We start from the raw sequence: 15,798 nt of genomic DNA, 5'->3' as shown, positions 1-15,798 counted from the left end.
GGGCGGTCGACTGGCCCCCCGCCGGGTCCTCAGGTCAGCTCGGCGTAGACGATGACGTTGTCCTCGTAGTCGCCGGTGGCCTGGTCGAAGGCTCCGCCGCAGGTGATCAGCCGCAGCTGCGGCGTGGCGGTCTCGCCGTAGACGGCGTCCGTGGGGAAGTCCCGCTTGGCCACGCGGTCCACCCGGCGCACGGTGAACGTCGCCGCGGTCAGGTCGTGGCGGGTGACCTCGACCAGGTCGCCGGCGGTCAGCTCGGAGAGGCGGTGGAAGACGCCGGGCCGGCCGCCGCCGTCGACGTGGCCGAGCAGCACGGCGGGGCCGACGTCGCCGGGGGCGGGACCGTGCCGGTACCAGCCCGCCTGGAGCGGTTGGTCGACCGGCGGGACCTCGACCGTGCCGTCCGCGTTGACGCCCAGCGGGACCAGGCTGGAGCGGGCGTCGATGGCCGGGATGCGCACCTCGACCGGCGCCTGCCCGGACACCGCGGGCGTGGCGGACGTCGACGTCGGTGCGGCGGCCTGCGGCGCCGGGTCGTCACCGGGGACCAGGAGCAGCCCCGCGGTGAGCAGGGCGGCCAGGACGGCGACGGCGACCCACAGGCGGTGGCGCGCGGTCACCGCGTCACCGTGCCGTCACCGGTGTCGACGCCGCCGCGCGGGATGACGCTGACCTGGCGGTTGCCGGGCCGGGCCGCCGCGGGTGGCGGTGTGGTCGGCGGGGCCGAGGTGGTGCTCGTCGGCGTGGTGGTGCTCGTCGGTTCGAGGATGATCACGTTGGTGCAGTCGGTGACCGTGCCCGGACCCCCGTGGTCGCTGCCGTGGGCGGTGACGCACAACGGGTGGTCGCCCACGTCCAGCGGCGGGGTCTCGACGGTGTAGCGGACCTGCTTCGGCCCCGGCTGGGGCAGGGCGGGCGTGACGTCGGTGATCGGCAGCTCCGGACCGCCGTCCACGGTCAGCGTCAGGTGGTGCAGCTCGGAGGGGAACAGCGTGCCCAGCGCGGCGGGCAGGTCCTCGAAGCCGGCGGCCTGGACGCAGGTGCCCCCGGTCGCGTCGGCCATCCTCTTCAGGCTCCGCGAACCGGTGCCGCAGCTCGCGTCCGGGCCGAACGCGACGGTGTGGAAGTCCACCCGTTCGGGCACCGCGGCCAACGCGCCCTCGAAGTCCTCGAGCGGGTGGTTGTCGCGACCGTCGGACAGGAAGACCACGATCGTCCGCGGCTCGGTCATCGCGCTCGCGGTCTTCGTGCCCTCGCGCAACCCGGCGGTGAAGTTGGTGCTGCCGTCGTGCCACGGCATCGCCTGCAGCCTGCTCTGGAAGTCCGGGCTCGCGGCAGGGCCGACCCACTCGGTCCGCGCCACCGTGGCGAACGCGACCAGACCGGCGGTGCCGATCCCCAGGTGCGGCTGCTGCGCCACCTGCCGGTGGAACCCGGCCACGGCGTCCTTCTCGGCCTGCCACCCGGCCTGGGTGAGGCTGCCGGAGCTGTCCAGCACGTAGACCAGCGCCGTCGTCGGCGCGGCCCGCTTCGTGCCCACCGACGCGGTGCCGACGACCGTGACCGTGCCCTTGGGCACCACGGTGTCGGGTAACGGGGTCTCGACGTCCACCGCGATCCCGATCCCGCCGGGCAGCGTGCCGTCGACGGCGACCGCCGGCGCACCGGTGGACACGACCAGGACGGCGACCGCCGACCCGATCAACAGCTTTCTCATCCGAATTCCCCCACGTCGTCGGAGTCGTCCCCCGCCCAACGAGCGCGGGAGGACCAAGGACGTGGAGCGTTCGGGTGATTCCCCCGCGCCGGTCGGACGCCTGGGACCGGGTGTCCGGGATCAGACGCCCGGGATCAGACGTCGCCGGGCCGGACCAGCCCCGTCTCGTACGCCAGCACGACGGCCTGCACGCGGTCCCGGAGTTCGAGCTTCGCCAGGATGCGCCCGACGTGCGTCTTCACCGTCGCCTCGGACAGGAACAGCTTCCGCGCGATCTCGGTGTTCGACAGCCCCTTGGCGATCAGCACGAGCACCTCGCGCTCCCGCTCGGTCAGCGCCTCCAGCACCGCCGCGTCCCGCAGCTCGCCGCCGCCCTCACCGAGGAACCGGCTCAGCAGCCGCTTCGTCACCGAAGGCGACACCACCGCGTCACCGCTGGCCACCGCGCGCAGCGCCGACACCAGGTCGCCGGGCGGCGTGTCCTTCAGCAGGAACCCGGACGCGCCGTTGCGCAGCGCCGACAACGCGTACTCGTCCAGGTCGAACGTGGTCATCACGAGGACCTTCGCGGTGCCCGCGTCCGCGATCCGCTTGGTCGCCTCGACCCCGTCCAGCACGGGCATCCGCACGTCCATCAGCACCACGTCGGGGCGCAGCCGGTCGGCCAGCTGCACCGCGTCGAGCCCGTTGGCGGCCTCACCCACGACGTCGACGTCCTCCTGCGCGCCGAGCACCATCCGGAAGCCCATCCGCATGAGCTCCTGGTCGTCCACCAGCAGTACCCGGATCACACTGTCACCTTTCGTAGCCGACGGGCACCTTATGCCGGGACGAGCGGGAGCACGGCGCGGACCCGCCAGCCGCCACCCGGGTTGGGGCCCGCCTCCAACGTGCCGCCGAGCACGCCCGCGCGCTCGCGCATGCCGATCAGGCCGTTGCCGCCGGACACCGCGACCAGGTCGTGCGGCGTGCCGAACCCGTCGTCGGTCACCTCCACCACCACCTGATCACCCTCCTGGGTGACGCGGACGGTGGCCGAGGCGCCGGACCCCGCGTGCTTGAGCGTGTTGGTCAGCGCCTCCTGGACGATCCGGTAGATGCCCAGGCCCAGGCCGGCGGGCAACGCGTCCAGGTCGCCGAACGTCCCCAGCGCCACGGGCAGCCCGGCGGCCCGGCAGTTCTCGGCCAGCTCGTGCAGGTCGCCGGCGTCGGGCTGGGGCATCCACTGGGTGCCGGACCGGTCCTCCGACCGCAGCACGCCCAGCAGCCGCCGCAGCTCGGTCAACGCCTGCCGCCCGGTGTCCGCGATGGTCCGCACCGCGGCCTCGGCCAGGTCCGGGTTGGTCCTGATCGCGTAACCCGCGCCGTCGGCCTGCACCACCATCACGCTCACCGCGTGCGCGACCACGTCGTGCAGCTCGCGGGCGATCCGGGACCGCTCCTCGCCCACCGCGATCCGCGCCTGCTGGTCGCGCTCGGTCTCCAGCAGCTTGAGCCGCTGCTCCAGCTCCCGGTTGTAGGCGCGGCGGGCGCCGACGAACTCGCCCATCGCCCAGCTGAACCCGAACACGACCGCGATGACGAACACCATGAACGCCGTCTCGCCGTTCGTGCCCATGCGCCACACGGCCCACACGAAGGTGCCGACGGCCAGCCAGATCGCGTACAGCAGGCCCTGCCGCCTGCCGACGTACGCCACCATCGTGTACAGCGCGGTGGCCAGCGCGAAGTCCGCCAGCCGGAACGGCATCCCGTCGTACAGGTTGCCGTGGGTGAGCAGCTGGACCGCGCCGCCGAACAGGATCACGTACGACGAGCCCAGCGGGTACTTCCGGCGGAACACGACCGGCACGATCATCATCGCGCCGACGAACAGCAGCGTGGAACCCGGTACCGAGTTGCTCGCGCTGATCGCCGTGCCCAGGTCGAAGACGAGCAGCAACCCGGCCATCAGGGAATCCCCGAAGACCGGGTGCGCTCGCATCCACAGGCTCAGCCGCCGCACGTCACCAGGTTAGGCAGCGGTCGAAGTGCCGCGCGTCGCGCCACGGGCTGACCTCCGCCTAGTCCTCCAGGCGGATGAACCCACCTCTGGCGCCGGGCGCCCTACCGGGTGGTCTTGATCTGGGTCGGGTCGATCTTGTCCTCGAGCCTCGGGGCGGGTGCGCCGCGCACCGGCTCGACGCGCGTCTGCGGCGGCACCGCGCGCTGCTGCTCGTACTGGCGGTGCTCCTCGGACATCTCGTCGGCCAGCTGCTGCTGGAGCTGCCGGTCGCGGATGCGGCCCAGGATCATCATGGTCACCGCGTGCACCAGCGCCAGGACCAGGAGCATCACGCCGAGCTTGACCACCACGTCCTTGACCGGGTCGCCGGTCTGGATGTTGATGATCGACACGATGGCGAGCATCCCGAGCACCACCAGGTGGAACAGCACCGTGGCGAGGCGGGTCATCGACCTGGCCGCCTCGGGGTCGCCGTACGCCCGGCTCATGTACCCCCGGCCGCTGCGATAGATCATCTGCCCGTCGATGAGCACCAGAACCACGCCGAGCAGCAGGAACACCGCATATCCCTGTTCCATGGCGGACCTCCCTCGTCGGTCGCGGAAATACCCCGGGTCCGACGTTCGCAAACCGGGCACCACCCTGACGTGGCACGATCTCCGGCGTGACGACGCAGGCCCCGCAGCTCGCCGGTCCGCTCTCGGCGGCGGTGGCGAACCTCTGCGTCGGCCTCCAGCCGCAGGTGTCACCGACGACCGCGGCGGGGTTCCGCGAGGTGCTGCGCCGGCTGTCCGCGCCGTTGCAGGTCGCCGTCGCCGGCCGGATCAAGTCGGGCAAGTCGACCTTGGTGAACGCGCTGATCGGCCGGCGGGTCGCGCCGACGGACGTGGGCGAGTGCACCCGGCTGGTGACCCGCTTCCAGTACGGCACGGTGGACCGCATCGAGGTGGTGTTCACCGACGGCCGCAAGCAGGTGCTGCCGTTCGAGGCCAACGGCTCGATCCCGCCCGACCTGGGCGTGGACGTCGAACGCGTGTCGCACGTCGAGGCGTACCTGACCAACGCGGTGCTGCGGGACCTGACCGTGATCGACACCCCCGGCCTCGGCTCGCTGGACGCCGCGTCGGTGGCGCGCACCGAGGCGCTGCTCGGCGCGGTGTCCGACGCCGACGGCCTGGACCCGGTGTCGCGCAACGCGGTGGCCGGCGCGGAGGCCGTGCTGTACGTCGTGACGCAGGGCGTGCGGGCGGACGACCAGCAGGCGCTGGCCGCGTTCACCGCCGCCACGGCGAGCCGCGAGGCGGGCCCGGTGAACGCGATCGCCGTGCTGAACAAGGCCGACACCATCGCCGCCGAGACGGTCGAGGGCTCCGGCGGCGACACGTGGCAGGCCGCCGTGCTGCTCGCGGAGCGCCAGGCGCACACCCTCAAGCCGCGGGTGGCGGACGTGCTGCCGGTGATCGGCCTGGTGGCCGAGTCCACCGAGACCGGCGGCTTCACCTCGGGCGACGCCGACGCGCTGCGCAAGCTGGCCGAGCTGGACGACGCGACCCGCGAGACCATGCTGATCTCGGCCGACCTGTTCGTGAGCTGGGAGTGCGACGTGCCGGTCGGCACCCGCACCCGGCTGCTGGAGAAGCTCGACCTGTACGGCATCCGCAAGGCGCTCGAAGCCGTGGACGCCGAACCGGGCATCACCGCCGGCGCGCTGCGCCGCAAGCTGCTCGACGCCTCCGGGCTGGACGGCGTGCGCGCGAAGCTCAACGCGGTGTTCCGGTCGCGGGCCGACGGGATCAAGGCCGCCGCCGCGCTCGCCTCGGTGACCTCGCTGGCCGCCGCGTCCGGCGACCCGAACGAGCGGCAGCGCGTGCACGACGCCATCGAGGTGCTGCTGGCCAAGCCCGAGGCGCACCAGCTGCGGCTGCTGGAGGCGTTGACGCTGGTCGCGTCCGGTGCCGTGGCGATGCCGAACGACCTGGTGGAAGAGGTGCTGCGGTTCGGCAGCTCGCCGGACGTCGCGGAGCAGCTCGGCCGGCCGGGTCGGCCGCCGCAGGAGCTGATGGCCTACGCGCTGGAGCGGGCCGGTTGGTGGCGCTCCTTCGCGTCGTTCGGCGCCACGCCGGCGCAGAGCCGGGTGGCGCACGTGGTGCACCGGGCGTACTTCCTGATCTGGCAACAACTGCGGGGACGGCGATGAGCGGAACGGAACCGGGCGGCGCGGCGTCCGAGCACGCTGTGGAGACCCACCCGCCGGCGGTGACGCTGGAGACCACCATCGCCGACGAGCTGCTCGACCAGGCGCTGGCCGAGCGGCGCGCGTTGGTGCAGCTCTGCCTGTACGCGCTGGACCGCGCCCGCAGCGCGGGTGTCGTGGAACGGCTCGAAGAGGGCTTGGCCGCCATCGGGGTGACACCGCTGCGGCCCGACGGCGAGCGGTTCGACCCGTCGCGGCACGAGGCCGGCGGCACGGTGCCGACCCAGGACCCGTCGCTGGACGGCGTGGTGGCCGAGACCGAGGTGGTCGGGTTCGCGGATCGGGGGCGGACGTTGCGCGCCCCGATCGTCACCGTCTACACGGCCCGATGAGCACGCTGCCGCAGGTCGTCCGGCAGACCAGGGAGAAGCTGACGAACCTGGTCCGCACGCTGGACCCGTCGGCCGCGACGTTCGTGGAGACCCGCCGGGCCGGTCCCGCGTCGGTGGTCGTCGTCGGGGAGACGAACCGGGGCAAGAGCTCCCTGGTCAACGCCCTGCTGGCGACGCCGGGCCTGTCGCCGGTCGACGCCGAGGTGGCCACCGCGACCTACCTGGTGTTCCGGCACGGCGAGCAGTGGTCGGCCCGCGCCTGCTACGCCGGGTCGATGTCGCCGGTGCCGTTCGAGCGGTCCGAGATCGTGAACTGGGTGTCGGCGGCGCACGAGCTGCCCGAGGGCATGCTGCCGCCCCGGTACGTGGAGGTCGACGCGCCCATCCCCCTGCTCGAACGGCTGTCGGTCGTCGACACCCCTGGGGTCGGCGGGCTCGACTCCGTGCACGGCGAGCTGGCCGCCGAGGCCGCCGCGACCGCGACGGCGCTGCTGTTCGTGGTCGACGCCTCGGCCCCGTTCACGCGCGGGGAGCTGGACTTCCTCCGCACGGTCGGTGAACGCGTCGAGACCGTGGTGTTCGCGCTGGCCAAGGTCGACCAGTACCGGGGCTGGCGGCAGGTGCTGGAGGCCGACCAGGCGCTGCTGGCCGAGCACGCGCCCCGGTTCCGCGGCGCCACGTTCCACCCGGTGTCGTCGCGGATGTTCGAGCTGGCGGCGAACGCGCCCAACCCGGACGCGGCGGCGATGCTGCGCGAGCGGTCCGGCATCGGCGCGTTGCAGGAGGCGTTGCAGGAGCTGGTGGTCGGCCGGGCGGCGATGCTCGGTGAGGCCAACGGGCTGCGCGCGCTGGCCACCGTGCTGGACGAGCTGATCGCGCGCGGTGAGGCGGACAAGCGCGCGCTGTCGTCGGGCGAGGAGGAAGCCGAGACGCTGCGCGAACGGCGCGACGAGCTGAACTCGCAGCGCCGCTCGTCCACCCGGAGCTGGCAGGTGCGGCTGCGCGGCGAGGTGCAGCGGGCGCGGGTCGAGGGCGCGCACGAGGTCAGCAGGCAGGTGCGGGACGTGCAGACGTGGTTCCGCACGGCCATCGACTCGGCGTCGCGCGAGCAGCTGGCGACGTTGCCGCAGCAGGTCGACGCGGCGTTGCAGGTGGTGTCCGGGCGGATCAGCGCGGGGCTGGGTGCGCGGCTGTCCCGGGTGGCCGACTCGGCGCTGGCCGACCTGTTCTCCCCGGAGGAGCTGGCCGTGATCCGCAGCCAGTTCGCGCGGGGCGTGACGCCGCCGGTCGTGCTGCGTCCGCCGGAGAAGCGGGTGCCGACCGCCGAGGACAAGCTGCTGGTGTTCATGGGCGTGTCCGGCGGGCTGGGCGCGGGCCGGTTGGCGGCGTTGCCGCTGGCCGGGCTCGGGGTGGCGGCGCTGAACCCGATCGTGCTGCCGGTGACCATCGCGCTGGGCCTGGGCGCGGGCTGGTGGATGGCCCGGACCAGGAAGCACTCGGCCGACAAGCAGCACCTCAAGCAGTGGCTGTCGGACGCCATCGCGGACGCCAGGTCCACTGTGGACCAGCTGGTCGCGGAGCAGCTGATCGAGGCCGAGCAGCAGCTGTCGCTGGCGCTGGACGACGCGTTGGGCAAGCGGGTCGACGCGATCGAGGCGGAGCTGCGCGAGGTCGACAAGGCGCTGCGGATGGAGGCCGGCGAGCGCACCCGCGCGTTGCAGGCGGTCACGCGCCGGCTGGCCGAGCTGACCGCCGGCCGGGCGAAGGTCGACGAGCTGCTGGCCCGCATCCGGGCCGTGCGCGACCGCGCGTGACCTCGGCGCGGGAACTTCCCCGGGGGAACCGAACAGGCATAACGTGAGTCCAACCGGTACAGGACGCAGGAGGGTGGGACACGGTGTACATCGACGAGACAGGCGCGGCCGACGGCGAGCTGAAGGTCACGGTCGGCGACGAGGAGTACACCGCCGAGGCGACCTACGACCTCGACCAGGACGGGGTCGAGGAGAGCGCGGTCGTGGAGACCGACGACGGCGGGCACCTCGCGTTCAGCGACACCGACGGTGACGGCCAGGCCGACCTGATGAGCACGTTCGACGCCGATGGCGACCTCGTCGACCAGGCCGAGTTCGACGAGGACTCCGGCGAGTGGGTCGCGGTCGAGCCGTCGGACGACCACAGCCAGCAGACCAACACGAACGCCGGCAAGACCATCGTCGTCGACACCGAGGACGGCGCGGACCAGAACGTCGGCCCCGCGACCGAGGACACCGACGGTGACGGCCGCGCCGACACCGCCGTGGTCAAGGACGAGGACGGCGACACCTGGCTGTTCACCGACGCGGACGGCGACGGCAAGGCCGACCTGGCCACCGAGATCACCCAGGACGGTGAAGTCACGGTGTCCCGGCACACCGGCGACGACGAGTGGACCGAGGTCCAGCACGGCCGCATCGGTGAGGACGGCAAGTACACGCCCGACAGCGACGAGGCCTGGTCGGAGCAGAAGGTCACCGTCTCGGGCGTCGTGCGGATCGACTCCGTCACCGGCCAGTGGATCAGCCCCAACTGACCGGTGACGGCGCGCGCGGGTCAGGACCTCACGAAGCTCGCGATCTGCGACAGCACGAGCGTGTCCGCGAGGAACCCGATGTGGTTCTGGCAGAGCACGTAGTTGTTCGTCGCCCCGCTCAGCGGCGTGCTGGTGTAGGGCAGGATGACGCCGTCGCACGGCGAGTACCACGTCGCGTAACGGGTGCTGCCGGGCGTCTCGTCGCCGCTGCTGATCTGGCCGATGAACGACGAGCCCGGGTACATCTGCTGGCACGTGATGAACGCCAGGCACGCGCCGGCGGCCGTCGTGCCGTGGTTCGCGCCCGCGATCGAGGCCAGGTGGCTGACGTTGGTGTTGCCGCCGAGCACCTTCAGGTAGTACTGGCTGACCAGGCCACCCATCGAGTGATTGACGATCGCCACCTTCGCCTGGCCGGTCTGCGACTTCACCCGGTCGACGAACGTGGCCAGGCCGCGGGCGTTGGCGACGTTGTCGCCGTAGGAGTTGTACTCGTAGGCGAACAGGCGGTCGCTCGACCACCCGGCCGAGCGGAACACGGACTGGGCCGTGACCCAGTTCGACGCGTTGCCGGTGTAGCCGTGGACGAAGACGACGGGCGTGCTGGTCGCGGCGTTCGCCGCGGGGACGGGTACGAGCAGGGCCAGACCGAGCGCGGCCAAGACTCCGATGACTCGACGCACGTGCTCACCTCCGGTAGCAGGGAAGATCCTGCTTCGGAGCGTGCTCCCTTCCCGGCGGTCCGACATCGGTGCAATCACTTGTCCGGCGGTCCCGGAGCGCTTTCCCGGACCGCCGTCCGCCGTGCGGCGACGTCCGCCCCGGCCGTGGCGGACCGGCGGCGAAACCGGGTGCGGTGATCGCGCGCCGGTCGCGATGATGGCCGCATGGTGATCCGCCCGCTGACGTCCGACGACATCGCCACCGTCGTGGAGTTCTCGCTCCGCGCCTGGGCGCCGGTGTTCGACTCGTTCCGCGCCGTCCTGGGCGGGCCGATCTACCGGGCGCTGTTCCCGGACTGGGAGTCGACGCAGGCCGAGGCCGTCGAGGCCGTCTGCCGGGACGACGCGACGGCCGTGTGGGTGGCCGAGCGGCAGGACCGCGCGGTCGGGTTCGTCGCGGTCCGCGTCGAGGACGGCGAGATCCACATGCTGGCCGTCGACCCGGAGCACCAGCGGCAGGGCATCGGGTCCGCCCTCACCGACCTCGCCCTCGACCTGCTCCGCCGGGCGGGCGTCGCGCTCGCCGTCGTCGGCACCGGCGGCGACCCCGGCCACGCGGCCGCGCGCCGGACCTACGAACGCGCGGGGTTCACCCCGTTCCCCCAGGTCCGGTACTACCGGCGCCTCGACGGGTGACCGCCCCGCAGCGCCCCGCCGCGTCGACTGAATCGTGCCACCCGCGGTTCCTGAAACGGTTGAGAAATCCGGTCAATTCGTCGCAGCAATTCTTGCGCTCAGTCATGAGAGCGCTCTCATAAGTTACCGTTTCGGCACCCGATGGTGTGGTGATCGACGCACCGTGGCGGCCTTGCATTCCGTGAACTAAAGCCCAGGTCACAGGGTGATTTGGGGTGATCGGGTGCTGAATCGATTCCCGAATCGGTTTTGTGAGCCAGCCGACAGGTCGGATGTGCGTTACCGAGGATTAACCCGGCTAACCTCCGTCTATCCCCTTAATCGGCACGCCCTCCACCGGGCGGGCGGAGCCATTCCCGAGGACGTCCCACCCAGGACAACGGCGTCCGACGTGGGCTGGCGCTCAGCTAGGAGACGAGACGAGATGACGGCAGTGACCATTCCCGGTCTCGACCAGGCACCCACCGACCACCCGCGCCTGCTGTCCTGGGTGCACGAGGTCGCCGAGCTGACCTGCCCCGACGAGGTCGTGTGGGCCGACGGCTCCCAGGACGAGTGGAACCGGCTCACTGCCAAGCTGGTGGACGCGGGCACCTTCGTCCCGCTGAAGAAGAAACCCAACTCGTTCTGGGCGGCATCGGATCCGACCGATGTGGCGCGGGTCGAGGAGCGCACCTTCATCTGTTCCGTGGACCCGCAGGACGCGGGCCCGACGAACAACTGGATGGATCCCGCCGAGATGAAGGGGATCATGACCGAGCTGTACCGCGGGTGCATGCGCGGTCGGACGATGTACGTGATCCCGTTCTGCATGGGTCCGCTCGACGCCGAGAAGCCGATGCTGGGCGTGGAGATCACCGACTCCGAGTACGTCGTGGTCTCGATGCACATCATGACCCGCATGGGCACGAAGGCGCTGAAGCGATTCGGGCGCGACGCCGACTTCGTCCAGGCGCTGCACTCGATCGGTGCGCCGCTGGAGCCGGGCCAGGCCGACGTGCCGTGGCCGTGCAACGAGACCAAGTACATCACCCAGTTCCCCGAGGAGCGGATGATCTGGTCGTTCGGCTCGGGCTACGGCGGCAACGCGCTGCTGGGCAAGAAGTGCTACTCGCTGCGCATCGCCTCGGTGATGGCGCGCGACGAGGGCTGGCTGGCCGAGCACATGCTGATCCTCAAGCTCACCTCGCCGGAGCAGAAGGCCTACTACATCGCGGCGGCGTTCCCCAGCGCCTGCGGCAAGACCAACCTGGCCATGCTGGAGCCGACCATCCCCGGCTGGAAGGTCGAGACCCTGGGCGACGACATCGCGTGGATGCGGTTCGGGGAGGACGGCCGGCTGTACGCGGTGAACCCGGAGAACGGCTTCTTCGGCGTCGCGCCCGGCACCGACTACCACACCAACCCCAACGCGATGCGGACCATCGAGAAGGGGAACTCGCTGTTCACCAACGTCGCGCTGACCGACGACGGCGACGTGTGGTGGGAGGGCATGGGCGAGCCGCCCGCGCACCTGACCTCGTGGAAGAAGCAGGACTGGACGCCCGGCGGCGACGAGCTGTCGTCGCACCCGAACTCGCGCTACTGCACCCCGATCGACCAGTGCGACATCAAGGCCCCCGAGTGGGAGGACCCGAACGGCGTCCCGATCTCGGCCATCTTCTTCGGCGGTCGCCGCGCCACCACCGTGCCGCTGATCACCGAGTCGCGCGACTGGCAGCACGGCGTGTTCATGGGCGCGACGCTGTCCAGCGAGACGACCGCCGCGGCCGTCGGCAAGACCGGCGTCGTGCGCCGCGACCCGATGGCGATGCTGCCGTTCATCGGCTACCACGCCGGTGACTACTTCCAGCACTGGATCGACACCGGCAAGTCGGCCGACGCGGACAAGCTGCCGAAGATCTTCTACGTCAACTGGTTCCGCCGGGGCGAGGACAAGCGGTTCCTGTGGCCCGGGTTCGGTGAGAACTCGCGGGTGCTGAAGTGGGCCGTCGAGCGCATCGAGGGCAAGGCCGCCGCGGTGGAGACCCCGATCGGGCACGTGCCGACCGCGTCCGAGCTGGACCTGTCCGGCCTGGACGCCCCGCACGAGGACATCGAGGCCGCGCTGGCGTTCGACGCCGACGAGTGGCGGGCCGAGATCCCGATGATCGAGGAGTGGTTCGCCAAGATCGGGGAGAAGGTGCCGACCTCGCTGCGCGACGAGCTGGAGGCCCTCAAGCTCCGCCTCGGCTGATCCCGGCGGAGGAGTTCTCTCGGCGCGAGACCCGGTGGCCAACGGCGTCCACCGGGTCTCGTTTTGGTTGCTCCGGGTGACTTCCGGTACGTCCGGAGGTACCAAGGAGGGATGACCCAGCAGGACGATTTCCTCGGCGGTCTGCACTACGACCGACCGTCGGAAGCGGAGTTCGGGCCGCGTCCCCAGGCCGTGCGGTACCACCCGGTCGAGCGTGCGGCGGGGCGGTCGCGGCCACGGGTGTCGGCGTGGTGGCACCTCGGCGGGTTCGTGCTCGGGGCCGTCGCCGCGGGTGTCGGCGCCCTCGCGTGGGGCTACGCGCTGGACCAGTTCGACGAGGTGCGGCTGCGCGGGCTGGTGGTGCTGGGACTCGCGGGACTGCTGGTGGGTCTGGTGTCTCTGGGGAAGCTGTCCCCAGCCGCGCCCCTGACCGCCGGGGTGACCGCGTTGACCGCTTCGGTCTTGTTCGAAGTGGGTACCCTCCCGTTCTTGCCGGTGCTCAGGCCGGTGTTCGAGAGCGGCGGGCCCGTTCTGGTGGGCGTGGTGCTGGTGGTGCTGGCCTGGCGACGGCGCTAGTTGTCCACAGGTTGTGGATGGATCTGTGCACAGCCTGTGGGTCGGTGTGGTCAGGCGGGGAGGGGGTTCGTCCCCAGGCCCCACAGCCGGCCGCTGAACGGACGCGTCGCCTCGGCGTAGCAGACCACCGACGTGTAGCCCTCGGACCACGCCTGGCTGCCGAACGCCCGCCAGGAAGCGAAGACGTCCTCCCGCCGGGCGCCGACGTAGTTCGTCACGGCCTTCGCGCAGTGGTCGGCCGCCTTGGTGTTCACCTGGTCGGGTGAAGGCGCGGGATCCTGGGGGTTACCCAGCGTGAGTACGCCGGGGACGGCCTCGGCCCGGTGCGGTTGGTCGCAGGCGGTGATCCCGGCGTCCTTGGCCTGCCCCGGCGACGCGGTCGCGCACAGCTGCACGGTGCCGAACCCGGCCACCTTCAGCAGGTCCTTCGCGCTGCCCTTGCGCCGCACCCCGCTGCCGTCCGGCTTGAACTCGACCACCGCGCACACGCGCCAGCGGTCGCCCCTGGCCCACCCGTCGCGGCTCGGCCAGAACGCCCGGGCCCGGAGGCGGGTGGCGTCGTGGTCGGGGCTGCCCAGGTACGCGGTGAGCGCGGCGCGGCACGGCGGCAGGGCGGCGCGGCGCAGGTCGCGGTCGTTCGGGTAGGCCTCGTCCAGGCCGTCGAGCCGGCCGACCTCGGTGACCTCGGCCTCGTGCTCGGTCGCGCAGTCGAGGACCTCCAGGCCGGTGTCCGTGCACTGGCCGGCCTTCGGCAGCTGGTCGGAGCCCGGCGTGAGGGAGGGGCGGACGACCTGGGCGTCCGGAACGCCCTCGACCGGGACCGTGCAGGCGGCGAGCGACAGCGCGGACAGTGCCACGACCGCCGCCCGCCAGCCCCTCACGTCGGTCAGGTTACTGACACCAGCGCGACCACCTGGTCGGAGATGGCGCGGCGCTCCTGTTCGAACGCCGCGTCGGTGAGCGCCGCCGGGTCGGCGGGCTGGCCGAGCACCGGCGTGTGCAGGTGACCGCCCGCGGTCGCGGTGGCCGACAGGCCCAGCCGCAGCCGGTTCGCCCGGTACATCGACTCGTTGGACAGGTAGTCGCCGCCGCTGCCGCTCGCCGCGGCGGCACCCGGCGTCGGCTCGTCGGTGCGGCAGCTCGGCGTGCCGGTGCCGGGCGTCGTGCCGACCGGCCACTCGCAGAACTCGCGGTTGAACAGCACGGGGAACGGCGTGGTCCCGGCGTCGACCATGCGCTGGTGCGGCAACGTCGTCTCGATGAACTCCAGCGCCGGCTGCGGCCACCCCGCCGCGTCCGGCACGACACCGCGCGCCGACACGTCGTCGTTGTCCGGGAAGCCGCCGCGCCACCGGCCGGCCCACCGCTCGACGTCGAACCGCCCCGGCCGGCCCTGGCTGATCGTGACCAGCGCGTCGGGCCGCGCGGCGAGCGCCGTGCCGTAGAACCGCTCCACGATCCCCCGGTCGAACGCGCCCCACAGCACCGGCAGCACGGCGGCCTCCACCACCACCCGCCCGGACGGCGTGTCGATCACCTTCCCGTCGAGCTGCAGCGCCGCCGCGCCCGCCGGGTTGCTGCGCCGCACGGACGTGCCGCTGAGCTGGAACGGGTCGAACCCGGTGACCGCGATCCGCCGCACGCCGTCCGCGAACCGCACGTCCTGCACGCCCCGGGAGGTGCGGTCGAACGCGTCGACCAACCGCGCCCGGTCGGTCGCGCCGAGCTGCCACCCCCGCGGCTGCCACTGCCGCAGCGCCCTGGTGACCAGCAGCCGCGCCCAGTACAGCGGCCGGTCGTCGTAGGAGTCCCAGTCCTGCGGCGACTGCGCCCGTCGCACCGCCGACCGCCACAGCTCCGTCCCGGCGGCGAGCGCCAGCGGGAGGGCCTGCGAACGGGACACCGGCTCGCACAACCGGGTCGTGAAGCCGCTGACGTCGTCGGAGAACCCGGCCAACCGCACCAGCTCGGGCCCGACCTCCGGCCCGGTCGGCGTGAGCCGGTCGTCCAACCGCTGCTCCTCCACCGTGGTGGGCGCGTTCGGGTCGAAGCAGGGCGCGGACTGCGCGTGGGCGACGCCCGGAAGGGCGAGGAGGGACAGACCGAGGGTGAGGGTCATCACTGCACGGAGTCGTCTGGTCACCCACCGATGCTCCCGAACAGGCACGGTGGCGAGGTACCCGCCGATCGGACCCGGTTCCGTGCCGCTCGCCTCTTTTCCCCCGTTCGGGCGCGGAACGAGCCGTCCGCTTGCCACTATGAGTCCCGCTCATTCGCCACCGCGCGTGCCAGGAAACCCCGGAGGTCTTGTCGTGTCGGCCGAGTTCGACCAGCTCGTCGCCCAGTTCGAGCAGTTCCAGTCCAGGCTGCACCGGGTCGACCGGCAGTTCTCCGGCATCGGGCAGATGCAGCAGGAGCTGGCCGCGATGGAGGCCGTGGCCACCTCGCCGGACCGGGCCGTGACGGTCGTGGCGGGCCCGTCCGGCGCGATCAAGGACATCCGGCTGACCGACCAGGCCATGCGCCGACCGCCGCAGGCGCTGGCCGCCGCCCTGATGGGGACGTTGAGGCAGGCCGTGGCCGAGGCCGCGCGCCGGCAGGCCGGGATCGTGGAGAACGCGCTCGGCGACGACATGCGCCTCACCGACCAGGTGCTGGAGACCCAGGCCCAGCTGTTCGGCGTCACGCCGCAGGAGCTGAAGGCGATGACCGAGCAGCCCCCGCCGGCGCCGCCCGCGGGTCCGCCGCCGC

Annotated in this window: 16 protein-coding genes; 8 read left to right on the top strand and 8 right to left on the bottom strand. The window is 72.2% G+C overall.

From position 1 onward, the window contains the following. Nucleotides 1–29: 29 nt before the first annotated feature. The 5 genes from AB0G02_RS15245 to AB0G02_RS15225 all read right to left on the bottom strand — a co-directional run bounded on the left by AB0G02_RS15245 (nt 30) and on the right by AB0G02_RS15225 (nt 4,297). The gene (locus AB0G02_RS15245) at nt 30–617 is read right to left on the bottom strand and encodes a class F sortase (protein ID WP_360794060.1); all 588 of its coding nucleotides are present in this window, start codon (nt 615–617) and stop codon (nt 30–32) included. Next, complete coding sequence (locus tag AB0G02_RS15240; RefSeq protein WP_360794058.1) at nt 614–1,714, bottom strand: vWA domain-containing protein; 1,101 nt, start codon at nt 1,712–1,714, stop codon at nt 614–616. The genes AB0G02_RS15245 and AB0G02_RS15240 overlap by 4 nt, the downstream gene beginning before the upstream one ends. Nucleotides 1,715–1,848: 134 nt before the next feature. Then, nucleotides 1,849–2,505, bottom strand: coding sequence for a response regulator transcription factor (locus AB0G02_RS15235; protein ID WP_360794056.1), 657 nt, complete (start codon nt 2,503–2,505; stop codon nt 1,849–1,851). Between the two features lie 29 nt (nt 2,506–2,534). After that, nucleotides 2,535–3,698: a sensor histidine kinase gene (locus AB0G02_RS15230; RefSeq protein ID WP_360794062.1), complete on the bottom strand. Its 1,164-nt coding sequence runs from the start codon at nt 3,696–3,698 to the stop codon at nt 2,535–2,537. Nucleotides 3,699–3,820: 122 nt separating this feature from the next. Continuing rightward, nucleotides 3,821–4,297 carry a hypothetical protein gene (locus tag AB0G02_RS15225; protein WP_360794054.1) on the bottom strand — a complete coding sequence of 159 codons (477 nt, stop codon included), beginning with the start codon at nt 4,295–4,297 and terminating at the stop codon, nt 3,821–3,823. Between the two features lie 86 nt (nt 4,298–4,383). On the opposite strand from AB0G02_RS15225, the gene AB0G02_RS15220 reads away from it, so the two are divergent. The 4 genes from AB0G02_RS15220 to AB0G02_RS15205 all read left to right on the top strand — a co-directional run bounded on the left by AB0G02_RS15220 (nt 4,384) and on the right by AB0G02_RS15205 (nt 8,877). After that, entirely contained in the window at nt 4,384–5,916 is a 1,533-nt protein-coding gene (locus tag AB0G02_RS15220) for a dynamin family protein (protein WP_360794052.1), read from the top strand. Next, nucleotides 5,913–6,305 carry a nucleotide exchange factor GrpE gene (gene grpE, locus AB0G02_RS15215; protein WP_360794050.1) on the top strand — a complete coding sequence of 131 codons (393 nt, stop codon included), beginning with the start codon at nt 5,913–5,915 and terminating at the stop codon, nt 6,303–6,305. The genes AB0G02_RS15220 and grpE overlap by 4 nt, the downstream gene beginning before the upstream one ends. After that, nucleotides 6,302–8,119 carry a dynamin family protein gene (locus AB0G02_RS15210; protein WP_360794048.1) on the top strand — a complete coding sequence of 606 codons (1,818 nt, stop codon included), beginning with the start codon at nt 6,302–6,304 and terminating at the stop codon, nt 8,117–8,119. The genes grpE and AB0G02_RS15210 overlap by 4 nt, the downstream gene beginning before the upstream one ends. Nucleotides 8,120–8,202: 83 nt before the next feature. After that, nucleotides 8,203–8,877 carry a hypothetical protein gene (locus AB0G02_RS15205; protein WP_360794046.1) on the top strand — a complete coding sequence of 225 codons (675 nt, stop codon included), beginning with the start codon at nt 8,203–8,205 and terminating at the stop codon, nt 8,875–8,877. A gap of 20 nt (nt 8,878–8,897) precedes the next feature. On the opposite strand, the gene AB0G02_RS15200 is transcribed toward AB0G02_RS15205, so the two are convergent. Next, the gene (locus AB0G02_RS15200) at nt 8,898–9,560 is read right to left on the bottom strand and encodes an alpha/beta fold hydrolase (protein WP_360794044.1); all 663 of its coding nucleotides are present in this window, start codon (nt 9,558–9,560) and stop codon (nt 8,898–8,900) included. A 204-nt stretch (nt 9,561–9,764) separates the two neighbouring features. Here AB0G02_RS15200 and AB0G02_RS15195 point away from each other — a divergent pair, with 204 nt between their 5' ends. The 3 genes from AB0G02_RS15195 (at nt 9,765) to AB0G02_RS15185 (ending at nt 13,047) form a co-directional block, all read left to right on the top strand. After that, nucleotides 9,765–10,235, top strand: coding sequence for a GNAT family N-acetyltransferase (locus AB0G02_RS15195; RefSeq protein WP_360794042.1), 471 nt, complete (start codon nt 9,765–9,767; stop codon nt 10,233–10,235). Nucleotides 10,236–10,659: 424 nt separating this feature from the next. Next, the gene (locus AB0G02_RS15190) at nt 10,660–12,471 is read left to right on the top strand and encodes a phosphoenolpyruvate carboxykinase (GTP) (RefSeq protein WP_360794040.1); all 1,812 of its coding nucleotides are present in this window, start codon (nt 10,660–10,662) and stop codon (nt 12,469–12,471) included. Nucleotides 12,472–12,582: 111 nt separating this feature from the next. Then, entirely contained in the window at nt 12,583–13,047 is a 465-nt protein-coding gene (locus AB0G02_RS15185) for a hypothetical protein (protein WP_360794038.1), read from the top strand. Between the two features lie 50 nt (nt 13,048–13,097). Here AB0G02_RS15185 and AB0G02_RS15180 read toward each other — a convergent pair whose 3' ends face one another. Together AB0G02_RS15180 and AB0G02_RS15175 are read right to left on the bottom strand one after the other, a co-directional pair. Then, on the bottom strand, nt 13,098–13,928 hold the full coding sequence (locus tag AB0G02_RS15180) for a septum formation family protein (RefSeq protein ID WP_360794036.1): 831 nt from the start codon (nt 13,926–13,928) through the stop codon (nt 13,098–13,100). Nucleotides 13,929–13,933: 5 nt separating this feature from the next. Further along, nucleotides 13,934–15,190 (bottom strand): hypothetical protein, encoded by a 1,257-nt coding sequence (locus AB0G02_RS15175; protein ID WP_360794034.1) that lies wholly within the window; start codon nt 15,188–15,190, stop codon nt 13,934–13,936. Nucleotides 15,191–15,359: 169 nt separating this feature from the next. On the opposite strand from AB0G02_RS15175, the gene AB0G02_RS15170 reads away from it, so the two are divergent. Continuing rightward, on the top strand, nt 15,360–15,798 hold a 439-nt coding region (locus AB0G02_RS15170; protein WP_360794033.1), incomplete at its 3' end, for a YbaB/EbfC family nucleoid-associated protein.

Source organism: Actinosynnema sp. NPDC023658 (assembly GCF_040639995.1).
GTDB lineage: Bacteria > Actinomycetota > Actinomycetes > Mycobacteriales > Pseudonocardiaceae > Actinosynnema.
This window is presented reverse-complemented; position numbering and strand designations above follow the sequence as displayed.

Excerpts from the sequence above, each read along its gene's own strand:
- AB0G02_RS15195 (WP_360794042.1), top strand. The coding sequence starts at position 9,765 with ATGGTGATCCGCCCGCTGACGTCCGACGACATCGCCACCGTCGTGGAG.
- AB0G02_RS15185 (WP_360794038.1), top strand. The coding sequence starts at position 12,583 with ATGACCCAGCAGGACGATTTCCTCGGCGGTCTGCACTACGACCGACCG.
- grpE (WP_360794050.1), top strand. The coding sequence starts at position 5,913 with ATGAGCGGAACGGAACCGGGCGGCGCGGCGTCCGAGCACGCTGTGGAG.
- AB0G02_RS15190 (WP_360794040.1), top strand. The coding sequence starts at position 10,660 with ATGACGGCAGTGACCATTCCCGGTCTCGACCAGGCACCCACCGACCAC.
- AB0G02_RS15240 (WP_360794058.1), bottom strand. The coding sequence starts at position 1,714 with ATGAGAAAGCTGTTGATCGGGTCGGCGGTCGCCGTCCTGGTCGTGTCC.
- AB0G02_RS15230 (WP_360794062.1), bottom strand. The coding sequence starts at position 3,698 with ATGCGAGCGCACCCGGTCTTCGGGGATTCCCTGATGGCCGGGTTGCTG.
- AB0G02_RS15225 (WP_360794054.1), bottom strand. The coding sequence starts at position 4,297 with ATGGAACAGGGATATGCGGTGTTCCTGCTGCTCGGCGTGGTTCTGGTG.
- AB0G02_RS15210 (WP_360794048.1), top strand. The coding sequence starts at position 6,302 with ATGAGCACGCTGCCGCAGGTCGTCCGGCAGACCAGGGAGAAGCTGACG.